General features: G+C 50.4%; 25 protein-coding genes and 1 other annotated feature. Of the genes, 24 read left to right on the top strand and 1 reads right to left on the bottom strand.

The window, feature by feature from the left end:
* Window positions 1-25 precede the first annotated feature (25 nt).
* The 22 genes from ftsZ (at window position 26) to F3H97_RS02965 (ending at window position 22,639) form a co-directional block, all read left to right on the top strand.
* Window positions 26-1,168 (top strand): cell division protein FtsZ, encoded by a 1,143-nt coding sequence (gene ftsZ, locus F3H97_RS02860; protein ID WP_015881313.1) that lies wholly within the window; start codon window positions 26-28, stop codon window positions 1,166-1,168.
* A 51-nt stretch (window positions 1,169-1,219) separates the two neighbouring features.
* Entirely contained in the window at window positions 1,220-1,981 is a 762-nt protein-coding gene (gene pgeF, locus F3H97_RS02865; RefSeq protein WP_074037323.1) for a peptidoglycan editing factor PgeF, read from the top strand.
* A complete protein-coding gene (locus F3H97_RS02870; protein WP_196430507.1) occupies window positions 1,978-2,631 on the top strand; it encodes a YggS family pyridoxal phosphate-dependent enzyme in 654 nt (217 codons plus the stop codon). The genes pgeF and F3H97_RS02870 overlap by 4 nt, the downstream gene beginning before the upstream one ends.
* A gap of 23 nt (window positions 2,632-2,654) precedes the next feature.
* Window positions 2,655-3,125, top strand: a complete 471-nt coding sequence (locus F3H97_RS02875) for a cell division protein SepF (protein WP_078146655.1) — start codon at window positions 2,655-2,657, stop codon at window positions 3,123-3,125.
* Window positions 3,126-3,129: 4 nt separating this feature from the next.
* Window positions 3,130-3,399, top strand: a complete 270-nt coding sequence (locus F3H97_RS02880; protein ID WP_015881317.1) for a YggT family protein — start codon at window positions 3,130-3,132, stop codon at window positions 3,397-3,399.
* A gap of 3 nt (window positions 3,400-3,402) precedes the next feature.
* Window positions 3,403-4,173, top strand: a complete 771-nt coding sequence (locus tag F3H97_RS02885) for a YlmH family RNA-binding protein (RefSeq protein WP_196430508.1) — start codon at window positions 3,403-3,405, stop codon at window positions 4,171-4,173.
* Window positions 4,174-4,191: 18 nt separating this feature from the next.
* The gene (locus F3H97_RS02890; protein ID WP_074037318.1) at window positions 4,192-4,740 is read left to right on the top strand and encodes a DivIVA domain-containing protein; all 549 of its coding nucleotides are present in this window, start codon (window positions 4,192-4,194) and stop codon (window positions 4,738-4,740) included.
* A 3-nt stretch (window positions 4,741-4,743) separates the two neighbouring features.
* Window positions 4,744-4,963 (top strand) — a binding site (T-box leader).
* Window positions 4,964-5,015: 52 nt separating this feature from the next.
* Window positions 5,016-7,742: an isoleucine--tRNA ligase gene (ileS, locus tag F3H97_RS02895; protein WP_196430509.1), complete on the top strand. Its 2,727-nt coding sequence runs from the start codon at window positions 5,016-5,018 to the stop codon at window positions 7,740-7,742.
* Window positions 7,743-7,799: 57 nt separating this feature from the next.
* Complete coding sequence (lspA, locus tag F3H97_RS02900) at window positions 7,800-8,273, top strand: signal peptidase II (RefSeq protein ID WP_015881321.1); 474 nt, start codon at window positions 7,800-7,802, stop codon at window positions 8,271-8,273.
* Window positions 8,273-9,184, top strand: a complete 912-nt coding sequence (locus tag F3H97_RS02905; protein ID WP_015881322.1) for an RluA family pseudouridine synthase — start codon at window positions 8,273-8,275, stop codon at window positions 9,182-9,184. The genes lspA and F3H97_RS02905 overlap by 1 nt, the downstream gene beginning before the upstream one ends.
* Before the next feature lie 154 nt (window positions 9,185-9,338).
* Window positions 9,339-9,917, top strand: a complete 579-nt coding sequence (pyrR, locus tag F3H97_RS02910) for a bifunctional pyr operon transcriptional regulator/uracil phosphoribosyltransferase PyrR (RefSeq protein WP_230872797.1) — start codon at window positions 9,339-9,341, stop codon at window positions 9,915-9,917.
* Window positions 9,918-9,965: 48 nt separating this feature from the next.
* Window positions 9,966-11,270 (top strand): uracil-xanthine permease family protein, encoded by a 1,305-nt coding sequence (locus F3H97_RS02915; protein WP_196430510.1) that lies wholly within the window; start codon window positions 9,966-9,968, stop codon window positions 11,268-11,270.
* A gap of 129 nt (window positions 11,271-11,399) precedes the next feature.
* The gene (locus F3H97_RS02920; RefSeq protein ID WP_196430511.1) at window positions 11,400-12,314 is read left to right on the top strand and encodes an aspartate carbamoyltransferase catalytic subunit; all 915 of its coding nucleotides are present in this window, start codon (window positions 11,400-11,402) and stop codon (window positions 12,312-12,314) included.
* Window positions 12,311-13,591: a dihydroorotase gene (locus tag F3H97_RS02925; protein ID WP_196430512.1), complete on the top strand. Its 1,281-nt coding sequence runs from the start codon at window positions 12,311-12,313 to the stop codon at window positions 13,589-13,591. The genes F3H97_RS02920 and F3H97_RS02925 overlap by 4 nt, the downstream gene beginning before the upstream one ends.
* Entirely contained in the window at window positions 13,569-14,651 is a 1,083-nt protein-coding gene (locus tag F3H97_RS02930; protein ID WP_196430513.1) for a carbamoyl phosphate synthase small subunit, read from the top strand. Before F3H97_RS02925 ends, F3H97_RS02930 begins: the two co-directional genes overlap by 23 nt.
* 1 nt (window position 14,652) lies before the next feature.
* On the top strand, window positions 14,653-17,856 hold the full coding sequence (gene carB / locus F3H97_RS02935; RefSeq protein ID WP_196430514.1) for a carbamoyl-phosphate synthase large subunit: 3,204 nt from the start codon (window positions 14,653-14,655) through the stop codon (window positions 17,854-17,856).
* The gene (locus F3H97_RS02940) at window positions 17,853-18,572 is read left to right on the top strand and encodes a dihydroorotate dehydrogenase electron transfer subunit (protein WP_196430515.1); all 720 of its coding nucleotides are present in this window, start codon (window positions 17,853-17,855) and stop codon (window positions 18,570-18,572) included. Before carB ends, F3H97_RS02940 begins: the two co-directional genes overlap by 4 nt.
* Window positions 18,569-19,495: a dihydroorotate dehydrogenase gene (locus tag F3H97_RS02945; protein WP_196430516.1), complete on the top strand. Its 927-nt coding sequence runs from the start codon at window positions 18,569-18,571 to the stop codon at window positions 19,493-19,495. Before F3H97_RS02940 ends, F3H97_RS02945 begins: the two co-directional genes overlap by 4 nt.
* Window positions 19,470-20,174, top strand: coding sequence for an orotidine-5'-phosphate decarboxylase (gene pyrF, locus F3H97_RS02950; RefSeq protein WP_196430517.1), 705 nt, complete (start codon window positions 19,470-19,472; stop codon window positions 20,172-20,174). Before F3H97_RS02945 ends, pyrF begins: the two co-directional genes overlap by 26 nt.
* Window positions 20,158-20,784 (top strand): orotate phosphoribosyltransferase, encoded by a 627-nt coding sequence (pyrE, locus tag F3H97_RS02955; protein WP_196430518.1) that lies wholly within the window; start codon window positions 20,158-20,160, stop codon window positions 20,782-20,784. Before pyrF ends, pyrE begins: the two co-directional genes overlap by 17 nt.
* 89 nt (window positions 20,785-20,873) lie before the next feature.
* Complete coding sequence (locus tag F3H97_RS02960; RefSeq protein ID WP_074037301.1) at window positions 20,874-21,704, top strand: hypothetical protein; 831 nt, start codon at window positions 20,874-20,876, stop codon at window positions 21,702-21,704.
* Entirely contained in the window at window positions 21,701-22,639 is a 939-nt protein-coding gene (locus F3H97_RS02965; RefSeq protein WP_196430519.1) for an FUSC family protein, read from the top strand. Before F3H97_RS02960 ends, F3H97_RS02965 begins: the two co-directional genes overlap by 4 nt.
* A 651-nt stretch (window positions 22,640-23,290) precedes the next feature.
* On the opposite strand, the gene F3H97_RS02970 is transcribed toward F3H97_RS02965, so the two are convergent.
* Window positions 23,291-24,982 carry an Rqc2 family fibronectin-binding protein gene (locus F3H97_RS02970; RefSeq protein WP_196430520.1) on the bottom strand — a complete coding sequence of 564 codons (1,692 nt, stop codon included), beginning with the start codon at window positions 24,980-24,982 and terminating at the stop codon, window positions 23,291-23,293.
* Between the two features lie 131 nt (window positions 24,983-25,113).
* Between F3H97_RS02970 and gmk the strand changes: the two genes are divergently transcribed.
* Both gmk and rpoZ read left to right on the top strand, forming a co-directional pair.
* Entirely contained in the window at window positions 25,114-25,761 is a 648-nt protein-coding gene (gmk, locus tag F3H97_RS02975) for a guanylate kinase (protein WP_031421596.1), read from the top strand.
* Window positions 25,761-25,970 carry a DNA-directed RNA polymerase subunit omega gene (rpoZ, locus tag F3H97_RS02980; protein ID WP_015881337.1) on the top strand — a complete coding sequence of 70 codons (210 nt, stop codon included), beginning with the start codon at window positions 25,761-25,763 and terminating at the stop codon, window positions 25,968-25,970. Before gmk ends, rpoZ begins: the two co-directional genes overlap by 1 nt.
* The last annotated feature ends 17 nt before the right edge of the window (window positions 25,971-25,987 follow it).

Raw genomic sequence — 25,987 nt, forward strand, 5'->3', positions numbered from 1 at the left:
GGAAAATACGTAGGGGGATACCTGAATGATGTACTTTGATGAGGCGATTGACGCCGTAGCAAAAATTAAAGTAATTGGAGTCGGTGGCGGCGGGTCAAACGCCGTTAACCGCATGATTGAACATGGGGTACAAGGAGTCGAGTTCATCGCAGTCAACACGGATGCACAAGCGTTGAACATGTCGAAAGCCGACGTGAAGCTTCAACTTGGTGCAAAATTGACACGCGGTCTCGGTGCAGGTGCGAACCCGGATATCGGTAAAAAGGCGGCTGAAGAAAGCCGTGAACAGTTGATTGAAGCACTTGACGGTGCAGATATGGTATTCGTCACAGCTGGAATGGGTGGCGGAACGGGAACAGGTGCTGCTCCGGTCATCGCCGAGATTTCAAAAGAAATCGGCGCACTCACGGTCGGTGTCGTTACAAAACCGTTCATGTTTGAAGGACGGAAACGTATGCAACACGCACAGCACGGCATTCAAGCGTTCAAAGAAAAAGTAGATACCCTCATCGTGATTCCGAACGATAAGCTTCTTGAAATCGTGGAACGCAACACACCGATGATCGAAGCGTTCCGTGAAGCGGATAACGTCCTTCGTCAAGGTGTACAGGGAATCACAGACTTGATCGCCATCCCGGGTCTCATTAACCTCGACTTCGCGGACGTGAAAACGATCATGACGGAGAAAGGGTCTGCCCTTATGGGTGTCGGTGTCGCGACAGGTGAAAACCGTGCCGTTGAAGCAGCGAAGAAAGCTATTTCGTCACCACTTCTCGAATCTTCAATCGAAGGAGCGAAAGGTGTCTTGATGAACATCACTGGTGGACTTAGCCTTAGCTTGTTTGAAGTGACGGAGGCGGCTCAAATCGTTCAAAGTGCGGCTGATGAAGAAGTGAACTTGATCTTCGGTTCGGTCATCAACGAAAACTTGAACGATGAAATCATCGTTACCGTGATCGCAACTGAATTCGCTGAAGAAGCACAAGGAACGAACCCGTTCCTTCAGCAGCCGAAAAAACAGCCTGAGGTTGAGAACAAGGAACCCCAACCAAAAGCAAATGAAGCGGCTCAACAAGACGAAGGGAACTTCCATCGCCCAGTGTATGGAGGAGACGTCCCAGACGAGACGATCAACATCCCTGCGTTTGTGAGACAACGCCGTAACTAAACAACTAGGGGTGCCGGTACTCGGCATCCCTTTTTCTAAAAGGAGAGACCGATGCAACTGCTACATACTTGGGAAACCGAAACAAACCGTTATCATGCTTACGCGACGACACGAACGGACGGACATAATGCTGGAAACGTTGGATTACATGTGGGCGATGAAATTGACCGAGTCGTCGAAAATCGTCAACAGTTCTTTCAACAAGCCGGGCTCTCGTTAGAGGACTCCGTGTGGGCGGATCAAGTACATGGTACGACTGTCCAAGTCGTCGATTCGTCGGACAAAGGTAAGGGGGCATTCCGATATGAAGAGGCGATTCCGAAAACAGATGGGCTTCTCACAACCGAAGACGCGTTACCGTTAGCCCTCGTCTTTGCTGACTGTGTACCGCTCTTCTTCTGTGCGAAAGATCATGGGGTCATCGGCATCGCTCATGCCGGGTGGAAGGGAACGGTCGGAAACATCGTTAAGACCATGATGCAGACGTTTGCTGAGCAAGGAATCGAGGCGACCGATGTAGACATGCTCGTCGGTCCCTCCATCTCAGGAAGTGACTATGAGGTCGATGGTCGTGTTCTCCAGGCCGTCCGGGATGTTTCGCCGATTGCATATGAACGGTCAGTGCGAAACGAGTCGGGTGAGCATGCGCTCTTGTCCCTCCAAACCGTCAATGAAGTATTGGCAAAAGAACATGACACTGAGGTCATGCAATCGAATTTAACGACTGGCGCGGACAGCCCGTTTTTCTCCTATCGAGATGGAGAGACGAAGCGTCGGTTTGCGGCAGTCATTGTCAAGGAGCGGAAATCGTGAGTATTTCAGATAATGTTAAACAAGTTCAATCCATCATGGCATCACATGTTCAAGAAGTAGAACCGACACTCATCGCAGTCACGAAATCGGTCGGTGTCGATGTGGCGAATGCCCTTTATGAAGAAGGGATTCGTGATTTCGGAGAAAACCGTCCAGATTCTTTACTCGAGAAGGTTGAAGGGATGCCGAAGGATGCAAGATTTCATTTTATAGGTACGTTACAGACACGCAAAGTGAGACAAATCATTGATTATGTCGCGGCAATTCATTCGCTCGACCGCTTGTCTCTCGCAGCGGAGATTGACAAGCGCGCGAGCCGAACGATCGATTGTTTCGTTCAAGTGAACACGTCAGGAGAAGATTCAAAACATGGTCTCGAAATAGAGGAAGTCGTGCCCTTCATCGAGAACTGTAAACAGTATCCTCATATTCGAATCATCGGGCTGATGACGATGGCACCATTCACTGAAGAAGAGTCAACACTCCGTGAAACGTTCCGCCGTCTCCGTCATCTACGTGATGAAGTGAAGGCAAATGCGTATGAACACGCACCATGCACGGAGCTGTCGATGGGGATGTCAAACGATTATCCAATCGCGATTGAAGAAGGCGCATCGTTTGTTCGTATTGGTACCGTACTTGTGCAATAATATATCTTAAGGAGGAATCCGTTATGTCAATCAAAAACAAAATGAAAGATTTCTTTGGACTCGAAGAAGATCCGAACAGCACATATGAAGAAGAAGAGTATACTGTGGCAAATGCAGCAGCTCCTTCTACAACCGAAACATCTGTCGTCAGACAGGATGATCGTCCAAAATCAGCGAATAATCTCGTGGCATTAAATACGAAAAAGAAAGACCGTTCAAAAGTCGTATTGGCTGAGCCGCGTGTGTTCGCTGAGGCGCAAGACATTAGCGATCATTTGAAAGAAAACCGTGCTGTCATCGTCAACCTTCAGCGAATGTCAAAAGAGCAATCGCGTCAAGTCGTCAACTTCCTCTCAGGTGTCGTATACGCCCTTGAGGGATCGATGACTTCGATTGGACATAACACGATTCTGTGTACTCCGAACAACGTCGAATTGACTGGTTCAATCTCAAACTTGATATCGGAGGATGAACTTCACAGTAAAGGGTGGTAACTGAATGGAAAACGTAATCCCTGCCTTAGGCAACACGTTGAGCGATCTACTTGGCATCTATAGTTGGGTCCTCATCGGCTATATCTTATTATCATGGTTCCCGAACGCACGCGAATCTAAATTTGGTCAAATCTTATCGTTTTTGTGTGAACCGTTCTTGGCGCCGTTTCGCCGAATCATCCCACCGATTGGTGGCATGCTTGATATCTCCCCAATCGTTGCACTGTTCGTGCTTCGTATGGCCCAAGCCGGAATCGCTGCGATCTTTGGGTGACGTATGAGCGTCTATGACCATTATCGACCAAGTGAACGCGCGTTCGTTGAACAAGTGCTCGACTGGGTACAACAAGTGGAGAATAGCTATGTGTTGAAATTGACGGATTTTCTTGACCCACGTGAACAGCAAATCGTCAAACAACTCGTCGGGAAACAACTTGTCATTCATGATGATGGCGGATTTGAAGGCGCGGAACGACGTCGTCTGATTTTAGCGCCGGATTACTATGAACTCAATCCAGATGATTTTGAGATTGAGGTCCGTCGAATCGAGTACCCAACAAAATTCGTGGACTTGACGCATCGACAAGTGACAGGAACATTGCTGAATGCTGGACTGAAACGTCAAAAGTTCGGAGATGTCGTTCTTGACGATGAGATTGTACAATTTGCGACGACGCGTGAAGCGGTCGGGTTCATTGAAATGAATCTTGAACGTGTCGGAAAAGCGAGAGTTCGCATTTCTTCCGTGCCAAAAGACGAGGTGCTTGTCGTCCCTGCGACCGAATGGGTCGAAGGGTTCGGCATCGTTTCTTCCTTACGATTTGATACGGTCGCAAGCGAGGTGCTTAACATCTCTCGGCAAAAAGCGCAGGCGCTCGTCAAACACGGCGACTGTAAAGTGAATCATAAAGTCATTGAAGACGCGAGCTTCATCCTTGAACCGGATGATCTACTATCCGTCCGTGGATATGGTCGCATCAAATTGATGGAGATTCTCGGATCGACCAAACGTGAAAAAATTAAAATCCAGTATGGCACCATACGTTGAAATTAGGAGGAAAGTCGAATGGCGTTGACACCGATTGATATTCATAATAAAGAATTCTCTTCCCGTTTTCGTGGGTACGACATCGATGAGGTCAATGAATTTTTAGATCAAATCATTAAAGAGTTTGAACTATTGATTCGTGAGAATCGACGGTATGAAGAACTTGTCAACGATATGCAAGCCCGCATTGACTACTTCTCCTCGATGGAAGATACGTTGAACAAATCGATTATCGTCGCGCAGGAAGCGGCGGAAGAAGTGAAGAACAATGCTCAAAAAGAAGCGAGTCTCATCTTGAAACAAGCGGAACGTGAAGCGTTCGCTCGTGAAGAGGAAGCGGCGCGCAAAGAGCAACTTGCTGAACGAGAAGTCGTTCAAATGCTCAAGAAAGTAGAGTTGTATCGGACACGCTTCCGCGTCCTCGTCGATGCGCAAATGGAACTTCTCAACAGTACGGAATGGGAAACGATTGTCGGGGAACCGCCTGTGCAGACGGTTCTTGACGATAGAACAGAACTTGCGTATAATGACGACGAAGTCACACGTAATGAAGAACAACACGGATAAATGATCAACACGTTGAGTAGGACGCGTCGATCGAGTCATACCTATGAAGCGACTTAGGGACGGTGAGAGCCTAGGAGAAAGACTTGATTCGGTATCCCCTATGAGTCGTCACGCTGAACTGAAGTAAGCGTGACCGCCTGACCTCGTTATCGGTTACCGAGAGCGGTCTCATGATGATGAGACTAGTAGGGTGGTACCGCGAGTCAACCAACTCGTCCCTATCAGGGATGGGTTGGTTTTTTTGTTTTCTAAAAAATGTTGATGGAGGAGTTTCGATGAACTACAAAGACACGCTATTAATGCCAAACACAGAATTCGCGATGCGTGGGAATTTACCAAAGCGCGAGCCAGCGATGCAAACAGAATGGGAAGATATGGACCTTTACAACAAGGTACAAGAAAAAAATGCTGGAAAACCACAATATATCTTACATGATGGACCTCCATATGCGAACGGCGACATCCACATGGGACACGCGATGAACAAAGTATTGAAAGACATCATCGTTCGTTTCAAAGGGATGAACGGCTATCAGTCTCCAATGATTCCAGGATGGGACACGCACGGTCTTCCAATCGAGAACGCCCTTCAAAAAGCAGGCGTCAATCGTAAGGAAATGACAGTCGCGGAATTCCGTGAAAAGTGTGCAGAGTATGCGATGGAGCAAGTGAACTCGCAACGCGAACAATTCAAACGTCTCGGTCTTCTCGCAGACTTTGAGAACCCATACATCACGCTCCTTCCTGAATACGAAGCGGCACAGATTCGTTTGTTCGGGTCGATGGCTGAGAAGGGTTATATCTACAAAGGGAAAAAACCGGTTTACTGGTCACCATCTTCCGAGTCGGCACTCGCGGAAGCAGAGATTGAATATTACGATAAAAAATCACCGGCCATCTACGTGGCGTTCCGTGTCGTGGACGGTAAAGATACGTTGACGTCAGACGATCACTTCGTCATCTGGACGACGACGCCTTGGACAATCCCGGCGAACCTTGGAATCGCGGTAAGTGATGAGTTGACTTACACGCGTATCGAACATGAAGGAAAAGGCTATATCGTCGCGGAAACGCTCGTTGAAGAAGTGACGGCAGCGCTCGGATGGACGGATTACACAGTGAGTGGGTCTTGGAACGGACGTGACTTCGAGTACATGACGGCCCAACATCCATTGTATGACCGGACGTCACTCGTCATCCTTGGCGACCACGTCACTGCGGATGCGACTGGACTCGTACACACAGCACCTGGACACGGGGAAGACGACTATCGCGTCGGACAGGCTTACGGATTAGACGTCCTTTGCCCGGTGGATGACCGTGGCTATATGACAGACGAAGCCCCTGGTTTCGAAGGTCTCTTCTACGAAGATGCGAACAAACAAATTGGTATGAAGCTTGAAGAGAACGGCTACTTGCTCAACTTGAAGTTCATCAAACACTCGTACCCGCATGACTGGCGTACGAAGAAGCCGGTCATCTTCCGTGCGACACCACAATGGTTCGCGTCCATCAAAGATTTCCGTGAAGACATGCTCCGTGAGATCGAGGAAGTGAAATGGGTCCCTGAATGGGGAATGACACGTCTCTACAACATGGTCCGTGACCGTGGAGATTGGGTCATCAGCCGTCAGCGTGCCTGGGGAGTTCCAATCCCAATCTTCTATGCGGAAGATGGAACGGAAATCATCACGAACGAGACAATCGACCACATCGCCAACTTATTCCGTGAGCACGGTTCAAACGTTTGGTATGAGCGTGAAGCGAAAGACCTTCTCCCTGCAGGGTTCACTCACCCGAACAGTCCGAACGGTGAATTCCGTAAAGAGCTCGACATCATGGACGTCTGGTTCGATTCAGGTTCTTCACACGCTGGTGTATTAGAAGAACGCGAAAACCTTCGTCGTCCGGCAGACCTTTACCTTGAAGGATCGGACCAATATCGTGGTTGGTTCAACTCGTCACTCTCGACGGCCGTTGCGACGACTGGGAAAGCACCGTACCGGAATGTCTTGAGTCACGGATTCGTCCTCGACGGGGACGGACGCAAAATGTCGAAATCGCTCGGTAACACGATTGCACCGAACGATCTTGTGAAGCAGTATGGCGCCGAGATCGTACGCCTTTGGGTCGCATCCGTCGATTACCAGTCGGACGTACGTGCGTCACACGATAACTTCAAACAGGTGTCAGAAGTTTACCGGAAGATGCGTAACACGATTCGCTTCTTACTCGGGAACTTGAACGGGTTCGAACCATCGATGCGTGTCGCATTCGACGATATGCCGGAAGCGGACCGCTTCATGGCGACGAAGCTCAAACAATTGCAGACAAAAGTTGTCAAAGCATATGATGAGTTTGACTTTATGGCCGTGTATCACCTCGTTCATAACTTCTGTGTCAACGAGTTGTCATCGTTCTACCTCGACTTCACAAAAGATATCCTATATATCGAACGTGAAGACGATCTCCGTCGTCGTGCCGTTCAGACGGTCATGTACGATGCGGTCGTCCTCTTGACGAAACTATTGGCTCCAATCCTTCCACACACTGCCGATGAGGCATGGAAAGAAGTGCCTGGAAAGTCAGAAGCAAGCATCTTCTTGACGGATTTAGAAGAAGTGAGCGCGCTCACAGGAGACGAAACGGCATTACTCGAGAAGTGGTCGAAGTTCCTCGTCTTCCGCGACGACGTCCTCAAAGCGATTGAAATCGCACGTGGAGAAAAGTTGATCGGGAAACCGCTCGAAGCGAAGTTGATTCTCGCACCTAAAGCAGAGACTGCCGACTTGTTGAACACGATCGACAATGTCAGCCAATTGCTTCAAGTATCGCAAGTGGAGTGGGCTGAGACGGCAGACGTCGATTATGCGACGACGAAAATCACAGTCATGAAAGCGGATGGAGCCGCTTGTGCACGTTGTTGGACATACTCGACAGAGCTTGGACAAAACGAAGAGCATCCAGAGCTTTGCCCTCGCTGTGCATCAGTAATCGGTTAAGACGAACCGGAGTGGCGTCCCCACTCCGGTTTCTTAACGGCTTGAAAGGAGACGCATATGAAACGATATTATGGATTGGCGCTCATCTTGATTTTGATCGATCAACTCACAAAATGGGTGGTCGTTCAGACGATGACAATTGGTCAATCGATTGAAGTCATCCCGAACTTGTTATACTGGACGTCCTACCGCAATAAAGGAGCGGCTTGGGGGATGTTAGAAGGACAGATGGCGTTCTTCTTTATCATCACCATCCTCGTCGTTGCCGGACTCGTTTACTTCTTGCACAAAGAGGTGAACGGCTATCAACTCCTCGGATATAGTGTCGGATTACTGTTGGCCGGTGCCATCGGTAACTTCATTGATCGCTTGTTCCGTGGCGAAGTCGTCGACTTTGTCGATACGTATCCGTTCGGATACAACTTCCCGATTTTTAACGTGGCTGATATGGCACTCACGTTTGGTGTCATCTTGATGGTCATCGGGATTTTATTTGAAGAAAAATTACACAAAGAAAGGGGACAATCGTAATGGAATCGTATACTTTTGTCGCCGATGAAAAGGCAAGGATTGATAAGTGGGTCAGTGACCGTGGTGAATGGTCACGCTCTCAAGTACAGGAATGGATCAAGACGGGAGCCCTCCTCGTCAACGGTAGTGCCGTGAAAGCGAACTACAAGCTTCAAGTGGGGGATGAAGTGGAAGTGAACGTGCCGGAAGCGGTCGAACTCGAAGTGTTGCCTGAAGACATCCCGCTCGAGATCGTTTTTGAAGACGAGGACGTCATCGTCGTCAACAAGGCACGCGGGATGGTCGTTCACCCTGCAGCCGGACACACGTCAGGGACGCTCGTCAATGCGCTACTTTATCATTGTGATGACCTCTCGGGTATCAACGGTGTCAAACGTCCAGGAATCGTCCATCGGATTGATAAGGACACGACGGGTCTTCTCATGGTCGCTAAAAATGACTTGGCCCATGAGTCGCTGGCGAGCCAGTTGAAAGACAAGACCATCAAACGCGAGTATATCGCGCTCGTCCATGGCGAACTCGTCCACGAACTTGGAACGATTGAAGCACCGATTGGTCGCGATACGAATGATCGTCAGCGAATGACCGTGACGGACCGGAACGCAAAAGAAGCCGTGACACATTTCCGTTTACTCGAACGTTATAAAGACTTCACGCTCGTGGAGTGTAAATTAGAGACGGGACGCACGCATCAGATCCGCGTACACATGCGTTATATCGGTCATCCGCTCGCCGGTGACCCGAAATATGGTCCACGCCGCACGATTGATTTGGGCGGTCAAGCGCTCCATGCGGCAACCCTCGGATTCCACCATCCACGTACGAAAGAATGGATGGAGTTTGAGGCACCATTACCAGAAGACTTTAATGCGGAACTCGCAAAATTAGATAAAATCGAGAAAACTCGTTGACTTCTGTCACGTTCCGATTTATAGTCTAGGAAGCATAACACCTTTAAACCCAGTCCAGAGAGGCTGTGAAAGGATTGTGACCGCGGTCACATGTACGTCAATTCAACCCCGGCATTCGTATGCCGTTTTTGATGAAGACTCCCTTTCCAGCTGGATGAGGGAGTCTTCTTTTTTAGTGAAGCTTGGAAGGAGGAATCACGTGAAACAATCAGTCATTTTAGATGAGTCAGCCATCCGTCGTGCTTTGACCCGAATCGCACACGAAATCATCGAGCGAAACAAAGGAATCGATGACGTCGTCCTCGTCGGAATCAAGACGAGAGGTGAGACGCTCGCTGACCGACTCGCTCGCCGAATCGAAGAGATTGAAGGCAAGCCTGTCGCACTCGGCAATCTCGACATCACCTTGTATCGCGACGATCTATCGAAGAAGTCGTTAGACCCTGAAGTCAAAGCGACGGAACTACCCCATGATATCAATGGAAAGACCGTCGTCCTCGTCGATGATGTCCTTTACACAGGTCGTACAGTTCGTGCCGCAATGGACGCGCTTGTCGACCATGGTCGTCCGGATTACATCCAACTTGCTGTCTTGATTGACCGAGGCCATCGGGAACTCCCGATTCGACCAGATTTTATCGGAAAGAACGTTCCGACGTCCAAGTCCGAACAAGTCGTTGTGAGACTCAGTGAAGTCGACACGGCGGATGAAGTCACGATCCATCAGCAATAAACTCATACCTTTAAGGTGGTCCAGAGAGGCCAGGAAGGAGAATTCAATATGAAACAACCTGTTCTACACATCCACGAGCGTCCAGCTCACTTTCCACAATGGCTATTATTCAGCCTTCAACACGTCTTCGCCATGTTCGGAGCGACGATTTTAGTCCCGATTTTGACAGGATTAAATACATCGGTCGCCCTCGTCGCTTCCGGCGTGGCCACGCTCTCATTCTTAGCGATTACGCGCTTCAAAGTCCCAACATACTTAGGTTCAAGTTTTGCCTACATCGCCCCGATCATAGCGGTCAGCCAGCAATGGGGTGTCGAAGCCGCACTCTTCGGCGGAATCGTCGCCGGGTCTGTGTACGGTGTCGTCTCCTTGATCATCTATAAGACAGGCGTCAACTGGTTGCTCCGATTGCTCCCACCGGTCGTCGTCGGACCGGTCATCATGGTCATCGGACTCTCGCTCGCACCGGTCGCCATCGACATGTCGATGAATCAAGATGGTGCCTATAACGGGACGTTCATGACGATTGCCCTGCTTACACTTGGAATCACGATGCTTGCCATGACGAAACTGAAAGGTGTCTGGGGAGCGGTCCCGATCCTCTTTGGAATCGTGGGAGGATACGCAGTCGCAGCGGCATTCGGCATCATCGATTATTCGCCGATTCAACAAGCCAGCCTGTTCCAACTTCCTGACTTCACGATGGTGTTCGTCGACTACATGCCGATGTGGCAAGTCGGTGCCCTTCTCGCCATCGTTCCGGTCGCCCTCGTCACGATGACGGAGCACATCGGAGATCAGATGGTCACGTCAAAAATTATCGGACGAGAAACGATGAAAGATCCAGGTCTCCATCGCACGCTACTCGGAGACGGAGTGGGAAAAGCCGTCGCCTCTGCACTCGGTGGACCACCATGTACGACTTACGGTGAGAACAACGGCGTCATGGCCATCACACGAGTCTACAGTGTCTACGTCATCGCTGGCGCAGCACTCATGGCCATCAGCTTCGGATTCCTCGGTCATATCGAAGCGTTCATCTCGACCATCCCGAACCCGGTCAAAGGTGGAATCTCGATCCTCTTGTTCGGTGTCATCGCCTCGAACGGATTACGGACGATGGTGGAGAGCAAAGTTGACTTGGCAGAAAAACGCAACTTGATCATCTCGTCGGTCATCCTCGTCATCGGACTTGGTGGTGCGATGGTTCAAATCGGGAGCTTCCCGGTACAAGGCATGGCACTCGCGACGGTCGTCGGCATTTTGTTGAACGCCATCTTACCGCAGGAAGAAGACGACACAGCAGTCGAAGTCAACACAACTGAAGAAACGAAACAAGCAAGTAACTTTTAATTCGATCCCGTGAGGTCGGCAAAGTGAAGGCTCGTTTATTTGGGTGTACCCTGCCCAGATAAAGGCGTCCCTTCACATCGGTGAAGAGACGCCTTTTCTCTTTGCCTCTAATAAAAGGAGGAGACGAACATGAATACGATGCAAACAAACGTGAAACCGGTCAAACACTTCGTCAGTTTGGACACACTTTCCCTTGAAGAAATCATGGGCATGATTGAAGAATCATTGCGATACAAGCAAGGAGATCTTCCTCCACTGTTTGACGGGAAGACCGTAGCGAACCTGTTCTTTGAAAACTCGACACGTACGAAAAACTCGTTTCAAATGGCCGAGCGCCACTTGAACATGCAGGAGATTCCGTTCGATGTGACGACGTCATCGGTCACGAAAGGCGAGACACTATACGATACGTGTAAAACGCTCGAAGCCATCGGTGTGGATGCACTCGTCATTCGACATCCGGAAGCGGGCTATTATCATGAACTCATCGAAAAGTTGAATATCCCGGTGTTGAACGGAGGGGACGGGAGCGGGGAACATCCATCCCAATCGTTGCTCGATCTCGTTACCATCTTTGAAGAGTTTGGAACGTTCCAAGGATTGAACGTCGCCATCTGTGGTGACCTCGTCCATAGTCGGGTCGCTCGCTCAAACGCAAGCGTCTTGAAGCGCCTCGGAGCAAACGTGGTCGGTTGTAGTCCTGCCTCTTGGTGGGACGATTCGATGGGGCTAGAGCGAAAAGAACTCGATGACATCATAGGCGAATGTGACGTCATCATGTTACTCCGTGTACAACACGAGCGCCATATCATGGGAGACGTCTTCTCGAAAGAAGAGTATCACACACAGTTCGGTTTGACGGTCGAACGCGTCGAGCGAATGAAAGCAGGCTCCATCATCATGCACCCGGCTCCGGTCAATCGGGATGTGGAGATTGCGGGAAGTCTGATCGAGCATGAACGGTCACGCATCTTCCCGCAAATGAAGAATGGGGTGTATGCCCGGATGAGCATCTTAAATCGAGCATTAGGAGGACAACAATGATAATTCAAAACGCGACATGGTATGACAAGGGAACGAAGCGCACGACATCCATTCAAGTGAAAGACGGAAAGATCGAATCACTCGACTATAAAGGGGAGACCGAGGGACAAGAAGTCCTCGATGCATCAGGCTATCTGCTCGCACCAGGACTCGTCGATGTCCACGTCCACTTGCGTGAACCAGGGGGCGAGGCGAAAGAGACGATTCAGACAGGGACGATGGCAGCAGCGGCAGGCGGATTTACAACCATCTGCTCGATGCCGAACACGAGACCGGTTCCTGACAATCGCGAAACAATGGACGTCCTCCTTCAAAAAATTGAACAAGATGCGGTCGTACGTGTGTTACCTTACGCCGCCATCACGAAACGACAGCTCGGGGAAGAACAGGTCGACATGGAATCGCTCGCAGATGCCTTCGCCTTCACGGATGATGGGGTCGGTGTCCAATCGGCGGCGATGATGCGACAAGCCATGCGCGAAGCGAAACGATTGAACAAAGCGGTCGTCGCCCACTGTGAGGACAATACGTTAAAGGCCGGGTCGGTCCACGAGGGCAAATTCAGTGAGGCGCATGGCATTCAAGGAATTCCGAGCCTTGCGGAGAGCATCCATATCGCTCGCGACGTTTTGATTGCTGAAGAGACAGGGTGTCATTATCATGTCTGTCACGTCTCATCCCGCCAATCGGTTCGTGTCATTCGGGATGCGAAACGAGCCGGCATCCACGTGACCGCAGAAGTGACGCCACATCATCTCGTCTTGAGCGAGGACGATATCCCTGGGCTCGATGCAAACTTCAAGATGAACCCACCGCTCCGAAGCGAGGATGATCGACAGGCCCTCCTTGAGGGATTGTTTGACGGGACGATCGATATGATCGCAACGGACCATGCCCCCCATACAGCAGAAGAAAAAGTACAAGGGATAGAGCGGGCTCCGTTTGGAATTACCGGCTTCGAGACTGCCTTGCCACTTCTGTACACGACGTTTGTAAAAACTGGCGTCATGGAGGAGCATCAGTTGCTCGACTGGATGACGAAACGTCCGAGTGACGTATTCGATTTATCGAGAGGAGAATTGAAAGTTGGGGTGGATGCGGACCTGATTCTCATCGATACGGAAACGTCTCGCACGGTCGATCCTACGACATTTTACTCAAAAGGAAAGAATACACCGTTCGCAGGGAAAAAGCTTGTTGGATGGCCGGTCATGACGATGGTCGGCGGCGAAATTGTATATAAGGGGCGATTTGATGAAACGAACATTATGGCTTGAGGATGGAATGAATTTTGTCGGTAAAGGATTCGGGGCACCGGCTGATACGATGGGGGAAGTCGTCTTCCAGACAGGTATGACAGGATACCAAGAAATCTTATCAGATCCATCATACTGCGACCAAATGATTGTACTGACGAACCCATTGATTGGGAACTATGGCGTCAATCGTGAGGATTTTGAAACGACGATTCCGATGGCAAAAGCGTTAATCGTGAAAGAAGCATGCGATACGCCATCGAATTTCCGTTCAACGGCGACACTCGACGCGACACTCACCCGCTTCGGCATTCCGGGACTTTCGGATATCGATACACGGATGTTGACACGTCATTTACGAGCGAAAGGGGTCATGCGCGGCGTCCTCATCGATGGAGAGTTGACGTGGGACGAGGTGCGGACCCGTTTTGATGAAGAATCGCCGAACGATCAAGTCGCACGCGTATCGACGAAGCGGACATATGTGAGTACTGGAACTGGCCCTCGCATCGCTTTGATCGACTTCGGGGCGAAGCTTGGAATCATGCGCGAGTTGATGAAACGAGACTGTGAGGTCGTCGTCTTCCCGCACGATGTGACGGCAGAGGATGTATTACGGTATGAGCCGGACGGCATCATGTTGTCAAATGGACCAGGAGATCCAAAAGACGTTCCGACGGCACTGCCGCTCATCAAGCATCTGATGCCGATGACACCGATGTTCGGGATTTGTCTCGGTCACCAGTTGATTGCTCTCGCAAACGGTGCGAACACATTCAAGCTTCCATTCGGACATCGTGGCGCGAATCATCCGGTGCTCGAGCTTGAGACGGGTGCCGTGACCATCACCTCTCAAAACCATGGATATGCGGTAGAAGAGACGTCACTGCTCGATACACCGCTTATCGTCACACACCGTGCGGTCAACGATGGAACAATCGAAGGGGTAAGACATCTTCACCATCCTACCTTCTCGGTACAGTATCATCCCGAGGCGGCACCAGGACCGTTCGACGCCAACGACTTATTTGACCGATTCATGCAACTCGTACAAGAAAACAAACAGAAAGTGGGAATTTGACATGCCAAAACGACCAGATATTCAGAAAATCCTCGTAATCGGATCAGGACCGATTGTAATCGGACAAGCAGCGGAGTTTGATTATGCTGGTACACAGGCATGTCTTGCCTTGAAAGAAGAAGGCTACGAAGTTATCCTCGTCAACTCGAATCCGGCCACCATCATGACAGATCCGACGACGGCGGACCGTGTCTATATCGAACCGCTCGAACCAGAATTCGTCGAGCGAATCATCCGGCAGGAACGTCCGGATGCACTCCTTGCCACGCTTGGCGGGCAGACGGGTTTGAACTTGGCTTTTGAACTCGACAAACGGGGCGTCCTGCGGGATTGTGGCGTGGAACTTCTTGGAACAAAATTGTCTGCGATCGTTCAGGCGGAGGACCGGGAACAGTTCCGTAACTTGATGTTCGAACTCGGTCACGGTGTACCTGAAAGTGAGATCGTTCATACGCTCGAGTCTGCCTGGGGATTTGCGGAACGGATCGGATACCCGATCATCATCCGACCTGCGTACACGCTCGGGGGAACCGGTGGCGGGATTGCCCATGACCGGGAATCGTTCGAGCAAATCGTTGAATCTGGATTAAAGGCGAGTCCTGTTACGCAAGTCTTGTTGGAGAAATCGATTGCCGGGATGAAAGAAGTCGAGTTCGAGGTCATGCGTGACTCGAGTGACCAAGCCATCATCGTCTGTGCGATGGAAAACTTTGACCCGGTTGGAGTCCACACCGGTGACTCGATCGTATTCGCCCCTACGCAGACGCTATCAGATCGGGATTATCAGATGTTACGCAGCGTCTCGCTCGATATCATTCGGGCACTCGGTATTGAGGGTGGGTGTAACATCCAATTCGCACTCGACCCAGACAGTTTCACGTACTATGTCATCGAAGTGAATCCACGTGTTTCACGGAGCTCAGCGCTCGCATCAAAAGCGACAGGCTATCCGATTGCCAAGCTTGCTGCGAAAGTCGCTGTCGGTTACAAGTTGTCAGAACTAAAAAACCCGGTCACAGAGACGAGCTACGCCTCGTTCGAACCGGCGCTCGATTACGTCGTCGCTAAAATCCCACGCTTCGCCTTCGATAAGTTTGAGTCCGCGGATCGCCGCTTAGGCACACAAATGAAGGCAACGGGTGAGGTCATGGCCATCGGTCGGAATTTAGAAGAGGCTTTGCTAAAAGCGGTTCGCTCGCTTGAACTGGGTATGGAAGAACTCCACCTTCCACAACTTCAAGCACTAGACACAGAACAGCTCGAGAATGGACTCATTCATCCGACAGACGAGCGTTTGTTCATCGTCTATGAGGCCCTTCGTCGCGGATACACGGTAGAAACGCTACACCAACTGACAAAAATCGATCGACTCTACTTACAGAAATTGAACCGGATCTGGCAGGCAGAACAACAACTGATCAAGGAGCCACTGACGTCAGAACGTCTACTGGATGTGAAACGTCTAGGGTTCAGTGATGTGGCAATTGCCCGTATGCTGTCGATGGATACAGAAGCGGTTCGCACGAAACGGAAAGAATGGAACATTCGTCCCGTCTATAAGATGGTCGATACGTGTGCGGCCGAGTTTGCTTCTGAGACACCATACTTTTATGGGACATATGAAGTGGAGAACGAAGCGGTGAAGACAGACCGGGAGTCCATCCTCGTCCTTGGATCAGGTCCGATTCGAATCGGGCAAGGTGTCGAGTTCGACTATGCGACCGTTCACTCAATCGAAACGATTCGAGATGCAGGGTATGAAGCCATCATCATCAACAACAACCCGGAAACGGTCTCGACAGACTTCTCCATCTCCGATCGATTGTACTTCGAGCCGTTGACGACAGAAGACGTATTAGAGGTCATCGAGAACGAGAACCCGCTAGGTGTCATCGTCCAATTCGGTGGACAGACTGCCATAAACTTGGCGGCATCGCTAGAAGCGAACGGTGTGAAAATTCTTGGGACGACGCTGGAAGATATCGACCGTGCCGAAGACCGAAAGGCGTTCGAAGCCACATTGTCAGCGGAACGATTGGCTCAACCACCAGGAAAGACGGCGACAAACGTGGAAGAGGCCGTCACATGTGCGAACGAGCTCGGCTATCCGGTACTCGTTCGACCATCGTACGTCCTCGGTGGACGGGCGATGGAAATCGTGTATGAACAGTCAGAGCTCGAGCGGTACATGCGACATGCGGTCATCGCCTCGAAAGATCGACCGGTTCTCATCGATCGCTACTTGACAGGAATTGAGATTGAAGTCGATGCCATCTGTGACGGGACGGACGTCTACATCCCAGGGATCATGGAGCATATCGAACGTGCCGGCGTACACTCAGGCGATTCCATTGCCGTCTATCCGCCTCAACGACTCAGTGAAGAACTGAAACAAAAAGTCGTCGATTATACGATCAAGTTGGCGAAAGCGTTCCGCATCAAAGGCCTTCTCAACATCCAGTTTGTCTATGCGGATGACCTGTATGTGATCGAGGTAAACCCACGTGCGAGTCGGACGGTCCCATTCATCTCGAAAGTGACGGGGTTACCGGTCGCACGGATTGCAACACAAACGATTCTTGGGACGAGTTTGAAAGAACTAGGTCTTGGGACAGGCATTCATCCTGAGTCGGACAGTATTTCGGTCAAAGTACCGGTCTTCTCGTTCGCGAAATTGAAAGAGGTAGACCCATCGCTCGGACCCGAGATGAAGTCGACAGGAGAGGTCATGGCGACAGACCGGACGCTCGAAAAAGCGCTCTATAAAGGGCTCGTTGCAGCAGGGATGAACATCGCCTTGAAAGGGAACGTGCTCATGACGATTGCCGACCATGACAAAGACGAGGCCATCGCCTTGGCGAAACGATTTGACCGCCTCGGTTTCCGCCTCATGGCAACGAGTGGGACGGCTGATAGTCTTGAAGTGGAACAGATGCGTGTTCGTCGAGTCGGGAAAATTCAAGAAGACGGTGAGACGATGCTCAGTGTGATCGAGCGTGGAGACGTCGACTTGATCATCAATACGACGAGCCGCGACGCACTCGTCACGAAAGACGGGTTCTTGATTCGAAGAACGGCCGCCGAGCAGGGCACGCTTTGCCTGACCTCGCTCGATACAGTCGAAGCCTTGTTACAAGTCATTGAAAGCCTGTCGTTCCAGACGGTCAACATCCCGGCATTCACAACGTTCGGGGTGATGGTATGAGACATGACGTGACGATTGTGAGCAACCGGCAAATCGCCAAAGCGACGATGGAAATGAAAGTACGTTGCCCTGGGGTGGAGGTCGCCCCTGGGACGTTCTTTCACATCAAGACGTCCGGTCTGTTACGTCGGCCGTTATCGGTGGCGAACGTCGAGGGGGACGAAATCACCTTCTTATACAAAGTGATTGGGGAAGGGACAACTGAGCTGGCAGGGAAACGAGCGGGGGACACGCTAGACGTCCTTGGTCCGCTCGGGAACGGTTTTCCACTGGCGCAACATGGAAAGCGAGTCGTCCTGGTCGGAGGTGGGATTGGGGTCCCACCGCTTTATTACGTCAGACGTCGACTACATGAGATGGGGATTGAAACGATTGCGATTCTCGGGTTTGATTCAAAAGAAAGCGTCTTTTATGAAGAAGCCTTTCGTGAACTTGGTGAGACGATCATCACGACAGTAGACGGTACTCACGGGGAGCTTGGCTTCGTCACTGGCCCCCTCGCACGCATCCAAGCCGATGTGTTGTTCAGTTGTGGTCCGGAAGCGATGTTAAAAGCAGTCGCCGCTTCACCAATTACTGAACGATATCTCTCGATCGAGAATCGGATGGGTTGTGGCATCGGTGCTTGTTTTGCCTGTGTCTGTCAAGCGCCGGGCGGCTATGTGAAAGTCTGTAGTGACGGTCCGGTATTCAATGCGGAAGAGGTGCTGTTATGAGATTGAATGTCGAGTTACCAGGTCTTCGTTTAAAAAATCCAATCATTCCGGCTTCCGGATGTTTCGGATTTGGGGAGGAATTCGCGAAGTTGTACGACCTCTCGATTTTAGGAGGCATCATGATCAAAGCAGCGACGGAGGAGTCGAGATTCGGTAATCCGACCCCACGTGTCGCCGAGACGGCACAGGGTATGCTCAACGCGATCGGTCTTCAAAATCCGGGAGTCGATGCGATCATCGAAGAAAAGTTACCATTTCTCTCGACGTTCGACACGGAAATCATCGCCAACGTTGCCGGTTCGACGCCAGATGAATACGTGGAAGTCGCCCGTCGAATCAGTGCCGACCCGACGATTAAAGCCATTGAATTGAACATCTCGTGTCCGAACGTGAAATGTGGAGGCATGCAGTTTGGGACGGACCCGGAGATGGCCGCAGAACTTACACGACTCGTCAAAGAGGCTTCAAGTAAGCCGGTCTATGTGAAACTGTCTCCGAACGTCACGTCAATCACCGACATGGCGCGAGCCGTCGAAGCAGCCGGGGCGGACGGCTTGACGATGATCAACACACTCGTAGGGATGCGAATCAATATCGAGACAGGTCGACCGATTTTAGCAAACCGAATCGGTGGGTTATCCGGTCCAGCCATCAAACCGGTAGCGGTCCGGATGGTGTATGAAGTCGCACAAGCGGTCGACATTCCCATCATCGCCATGGGCGGGGTTCGGACGGTCGACGATGTGCTCGAGTTTATTTACGCGGGGGCGTCTGCCGTTGCCGTCGGGACGGCAAACTTTGAAAATCCATACGTCTGTCAGGAAATCATTGAAGCGTTACCGGCACGACTTGATTCACTCGGAATCGACCATATTTTGGATGTGAGGGGGAAGGCCTATGCGCAACTTGTATCTCTCCCTTGACGTGGAAACGCGGGACGAAGCGTTTCATTTGTTAAAACGATTTTCAAACCGACCGGCTGTCAAAGTCGGGATGGAACTCTTTTATCGGGAAGGCGCACGCTTTGTCGAAGAATTGGTCGACGAGGGTTATCCGGTCTTTCTGGATGTGAAAGTACACGATATCCCGGAGACGGCACGCCGTACGATGCGACAAATCGGAAAGCTCGGGGTGACTGTGACGAATGTCCACACATTAGGCGGCGAAAAGATGATGCGTTATGCGTTAGACGGGTTACGTCAGGCAAACGATACGACTCGATTGATCGGGGTCACACAGTTGACGTCGACAGATGAACGAATGATGCAGACAGAGCTCGGGATTGCTGGACGACTCGATCTAGCCGTTCTCAGACAAGCGACACTTGCGAAGCAGGCAGGGCTTGACGGAGTAGTCGCATCCGTTCAAGAAGCGAAAGCGATTCATCAAAAACTAGGGGACACGTTCATGACGGTCACACCTGGCATCCGACTCGGTGCAACCGAGGATGATCAAGTCCGTATCGCGACGCCACAGGAAGCGAGATTGGCGGGTGTTCACTCAATTGTCGTCGGCCGACCGATTACACGTGCGACTGATCCGATGGCCATGTACGACCAATTTATGAAGGAATGGGGAAAAATGAATGAAACAAATCGCTGAGGCACTTTTACAGATTGAAGCCGTCACACTATCACCGACTGAGCCGTATACATGGTCGAGCGGATTGAAGAGTCCGATCTACTGCGACAATCGACTCACACTCAGTTTTCCGAAAGTACGTCAAGTCATCGTCGATGGATTGGTGAAGTCGGTGAATCCGACCGAAGTCGATGTGATCGCAGGGACGGCCACGGCAGGTATCCCTCACGGGGCATTGCTCGCTGACCGACTCGGGCTTCCATTCATTTATGTCCGTTCGAGTGCAAAAGGGCATGGGAAAGGTAATCAAATTGAAGGAAGACTCGAGGCAGGCGCTCGAGTACTCGTCATCGAGGATTTATTATCGACCGGGATGTCGAGTATCGATGCGGCGCAGGCGATTCGTCAGGCGGGTGGTGACGTCATTGGGATTCAAGCCATCTTCTCGTACGGATTACCGGTTCTTCAGAAGAATCTAAGCGATGCAGATCTGACGGCGACATCGTTGACAACGTTCTCAGAATTGATTGAAGTGGCAGAGAGTACGGGCGTTCTAAACCGTTCGGAGCTCGATTCGCTTCGCGACTGGCAAGAAGATCCTCGTGCCTGGAGCGACCTCGTCACCTCTTAAGAATCCACCTTCGGGCGGATTCTTTTTCGATTCGGCATATGTCATACTTCATGGTAAAATAACGGAAGTGATTCGAAAAGGAGAGGCATATGGCGTATTCAAGAAGCAAAGAGAAGACATGGAACGCACGATTTCGTGCAATTCCGAAACATCGCAAAGTCGCCTTCGGTCTCGTCTTGATAATCATCCCAGCGCTCTTTTTAGTGAATTTATTTGTGTTCAGCCATTTATTAGCGCTAGGAGACCAGTATGAAGACCGATATCAAATGAAGAAATTGCGACTCGAAACAGACCATGGGAATGTGGAATTCGTTCGTAGTCCAAATGAAAAGGTACAGATTGAAGTGATGCAGACTAATTCGAAAGAACGCCGCATCAAAGTCAAGTCAGTCGGGGATACCATCTACGTCGTCGAGCGATATGGATGGTTCAGCTATTTCGGAAGTCGAGCGAGCGATGAACCGTCGCGCTATAAAATTAAAGTCGCTTTGCCGAGCTCGATGACATCGGTTCATCTGGGAGCGGAGCAGGTGACAGGACAAGGATTGAATGCGAAGACGATTGTTATGGATGTGAATGCCGTCAATTTGAAACAGATTGATAGTGATCGTCTACGGATTGAATCGAAAAGCGATACGACCATCGAATCGGCACGACTTGTGAACGGTGACATTCGCTCTTATCGTCATGCGACCGTCAGCGATGTTGTCGTCAATCAAGCGATGACCATCCAAACGGAAGCTGGGACGCTAAGTTACGCGCCGAAACATGCGACAGGACAAGTGAACGTGACGACGACTGGAAAAGTCTCGAGTAGCGACCGTTACGAAGAAGTCGAACCGGGTGTGTATCAATTGTCGACATCGAATCGACCGGTGGTGGAACTGATTTCTGAGACAGGAAAGGTCGAACTCAAATGAATGGACAACGATACATCCCGAAAATCGGGTTACGTACGTTAAAAACTGGAATTGCCGTTGCCATCACCGTCGCCATCTCGTGGTATATCTTCGGGATTTATTCAGGGATGGGAGCCATCGCAGCAGTTGTGGCGATGCAACCGACCGTCAAGCGATCGTCTAAAATCGTATTCAGTCGCATATTCGGAACGGTCGTCGGTCTTATGTGCGGGCTCTTCATCGTCTATTTGTTCGGTGTCAATCCGCTCTCGATTGGATTAGCCGTCATCGTTTCGCTCACGCTTAACACGACGTTCGATAAAACCCACATGTCGACGTATGCGGCATTTGCCATCGTCATGATGCTTGAAAGTCCTACATCGGACTTCTTCCATTATGCGTGGACCCGTTCTCTATTAACGGCGGTCGGTGTATTCGTTTCACTCGGTGTCAATTACGCGTTCATGCCTCCTCGTTATGAGGACCGGTTATTGAACGAGGTACGCAAGACTTCTTCTTACTTGTTCCATCACTGGCGAGAGCTCGTCGGTTCCCCGGCAGAGCTGCTAGAAACGCGAGCCCGCATCCTTGGCCATCAGGAGCTTCATATGATGCTCCAAGAGGACATGAAAGTGACGAACGTCAAATTGAAATATATGACGATCAAACAATACCGTTTGTTGATTCACCTTGAAGACAAGCTGGTCTTGTTGCTAGAGAGCCTCGCCGAGCATCGAGAAGCTTTCCTGTTGATGAGCGAGGAAGAGCGTCAGGCATTTGAGTCAGAATTTTTATATTTACTAGCGCATCATCACGACATTCTCTATACATGTGACAAGCCCTATTCGCTCTTCAAACTTCCACATGAAGATTTATCCGTTTCAGAAATTTTACACGGGCATTTGCTCGACTATCATGAACAGCTCGAGGCGTTCAAGCATGATCCGAAAACGTGAACCCTCTACACGTAGAAGACCCGCCATCACGATGGCGGGTCCAGCTTGTTGACAAATAACATGTTCGAACTCGTCCTTCCGGCGCCCACGCTTTCCTCAGGCAATCCCGGAGCCGCATCGCGACCTAGGTCGCTGCTGGGTCTCCGTCGGATTGCTTTCCTGTAGGAGTCGGGGCGCCGTCGGGCGAGCAACGCAAACGGTCGTCATCTGGCGGCCGTTTGTCTTCTTCCAAGGCCTCGACGGCCGAAGAAAAAGCTCGATACTTACTTCGAATCGATGTATCAGGGGGAAGGGAAGGTAGACGCCGAGCCCGCCCGTCATCGACCCCGAGATCATCCGCCTCGGGCCGCCGTTAAACATCCGTTCCGTTCGTCAGACCGCGAAGGATGGATCGAGTCGACTTGTTGATCATTAGATCCGCCCCCTGTGTATTCTTATCACACCATTATATGGGACGAAGGACAAAAGGTGACCAAGAACGGGCAGGCGAGACTCCTGAGGGAATAGCAAGCAAAGGGAGACCCAGCAGTGACGCAGTCGCGATGCGGCTCCCTGCTTGCCCCTAGGAAAGCGAGCTGTGTCCGGATTGGGCATAAGACCTATACTTTGTCTATAGTCTGGACTCGCCATCACGATGGCGGGTCTTCATGTTCACGATTGTTTCAATGACTTCATCAATTGCTCATCCGGTGTCACGTAGACGGTCTGTTGATCTGTATAGATGACAAATCCCGGTTTCGCACCGCTCGGTTTTTTCACGAAACGGGCGCGTGTGTAATCGACAGGCACGCCACTTGATGCGCGTGCTTTCGAGAAGTAGGCGGCGACTGATGCGGCTTCTAGTAATGTCGTCTCGTCTGGTTCCGCCGAGCGGATAATCACGTGAGACCCAGGAATATCTTTGACATGAAGCCAAATCTCATCACGTCGTGCGAACTTGAACGTCAGATGGTCGTTTTGCGTATTGTTCTTCCCGACAAAGAATTCCGTTCCGGTCGAAGACGTGTACGCTTCAAGCGAAATTTTCGGATTCGCTTTTTTCTTTTGACGTTTTTGACGGATGTAGCCTTCTTCTGCAAGTTCCTCGCGAATCTCAAGAAGGTCGGACGGGGAAGCGACGTCGAGTTGGGCGATGAGCGTCTCTAAATATTCGATTTCTGCATCGTTCAACTCCATCTGTTTCTTCACTTCGACTTTGGCTACTTTTAGTTTGTTGTATTTCTTATAGTATTGCTGCGCATTCTCATTCGGTGTTTTGAGTGGGTCGAGCGGAATGGAGAGGATTGCACCGTTCTCGTCATAATAATCGACGACTTCGGCGACGCGCATCCCTTTTTCGAGTTGGAATAGATACGTCGTCAACAGCTCGCCGTATTTTTGTAACTCATCCGCCCGCTCCGTCGCCTTCATGTCGTCTAAGAGACGACGCCGTTTTAATTGATTCTTTTCGAGTTCTGATTTAAGGAGACGTTCGACATCGTGCGCTTGTTGTCTCACACGGTCACGGTTCGCTTTTTCATAGTAGAAACGGTCGAGCACTTCTTTACTCGATTCATACGTTTCCTCGGTTTCGATGTCCCCGGCTGTCAATGCAATCGGAGCGAATCGTTCTTTACCATTCGCAAGTTGTTGGAAAACGTAGGGACCATCGAGTTGACGAAGGACGTTCTCAAATGCTTGCTGTAAGGAATCTCGATTCGGCGTTTTTGCGAGATGAACCACTTCCTGTGCGATTTGCGGACTGACACCGGCGAACGTGGAGACTATCTGTTTATCGAGCTTGCCGGCGTTCCAATCGATTCGTTTCAATCCTTCTGTCATCTCGGTCAATGGATCGAACTTATGTTGTTCCGGAGGAAGGAGATAATCACTACCCGGCATGATGGTCCGATACGTGTTTTGAGAAGGGGGTAGATGCTTGATTGCATCTAATATTTTGCCTTCTTCCGTCGTCAAGACGACGTTCGAGTGGCGCCCCATCAATTCGATGTATACTTTCTTCGATTCTTCATCGCCGAGCTCGTTACGAGAGCGGACCGATATGACGATGACACGGTCCCTTCCTATTTGTTCGACCGCCGTGATGAATCCACCTTCCACATGTTTGCGGAGCATCATGCAAAACATCGGCGGTTCTTGTGGGTTTTTAATCGGTGTATCCGTCAACTGGAGACGGGCATACATCGCGTTTGCTGATATCAAGAGTTGCGCGTTCTGACGATTCGAGCGAATTTGAAGCATCAAATCGAGCGAATACGGTTGATGTACCTTGTTGATTCGCCCTCCGACGAGCGATTGTAATTCTTGTACGACACGATATGTCATTAATCCATCATAAGCCAATGATCTCATCACCTTTGTTCATTTTCTGTCTCTACGTTATCAGAAAAACAGAAAATATGGTACGATGGAGTAGGAAATCCGAACTTCTTCTTGCCGGGACAATTGATTGACTGCTATTATAATTAAATGTGATGTTAGAAGATGGAGGGCTTGCAGTGAATTTTAAAGAACGAGGATTATTAATCGTTTTGTCTGGACCGAGCGGTGTCGGAAAAGGGACCGTTTGCCGTGCTCTTCGCGAGGAAGAGGACAACAACCTTCAATATTCGGTGTCGGCGACGACCCGAAAACCACGTGAAGGGGAAGTTGAAGGAGTGCATTACTTCTTCAAATCGAGAGAAGAGTTCGAACGGATGATCGAACAAAAAGAACTGCTTGAACATGCCGAATTTGTCGGTAACTATTACGGGACGCCTGTAGAGTGGGTGCGTGAAACGCTCGAAAGCGGCCAAGATGTCATTCTTGAAATTGAGGTGCAAGGGGCGTTCCAAGTGAAGGAACTTCTCCCAGAAGCCGTCTTTTTATTCTTGGCACCACCAAGTCTTCAAGAACTTCGCAATCGTCTCATCGGACGAGGCACGGAGTCAGAAGAAGTCATTAAGCAACGCCTGCTCGTCGCGCGTGAAGAAATCGAGTTGATGGACGCCTACGATTATGTCGTCACGAACGACGAGGTCGACAAAGCCATCGATCGAATTAAAGCGATCGTGACAGCCGAGCATTGTAAACGTGAACGTGTTGCGTCACTCTATAAAAAAGCCATGATGGAGGTCATTTAATGTTATACCCTTCGATTGATGCCTTACAACGTACTATCCCGTCAAAATACACGATCGTTACGGTCGCTGCAAAACGGGCGCGTCAGATTCAAGATGGAAAAGCACCGAAAGTCGCCGAGCCAAAATCATATAAGCCGGTCGGTCAAGCGTTAGAAGAACTATTTTCGGGTGATACGACAATCATCGTGAACGAAAAAAACAACGGATGAAGTGTGACCCAAGTCGT

Source organism: Exiguobacterium sp. SRB7LM (assembly GCF_015712685.1).
Lineage (GTDB): Bacteria > Bacillota > Bacilli > Exiguobacteriales > Exiguobacteriaceae > Exiguobacterium > Exiguobacterium profundum.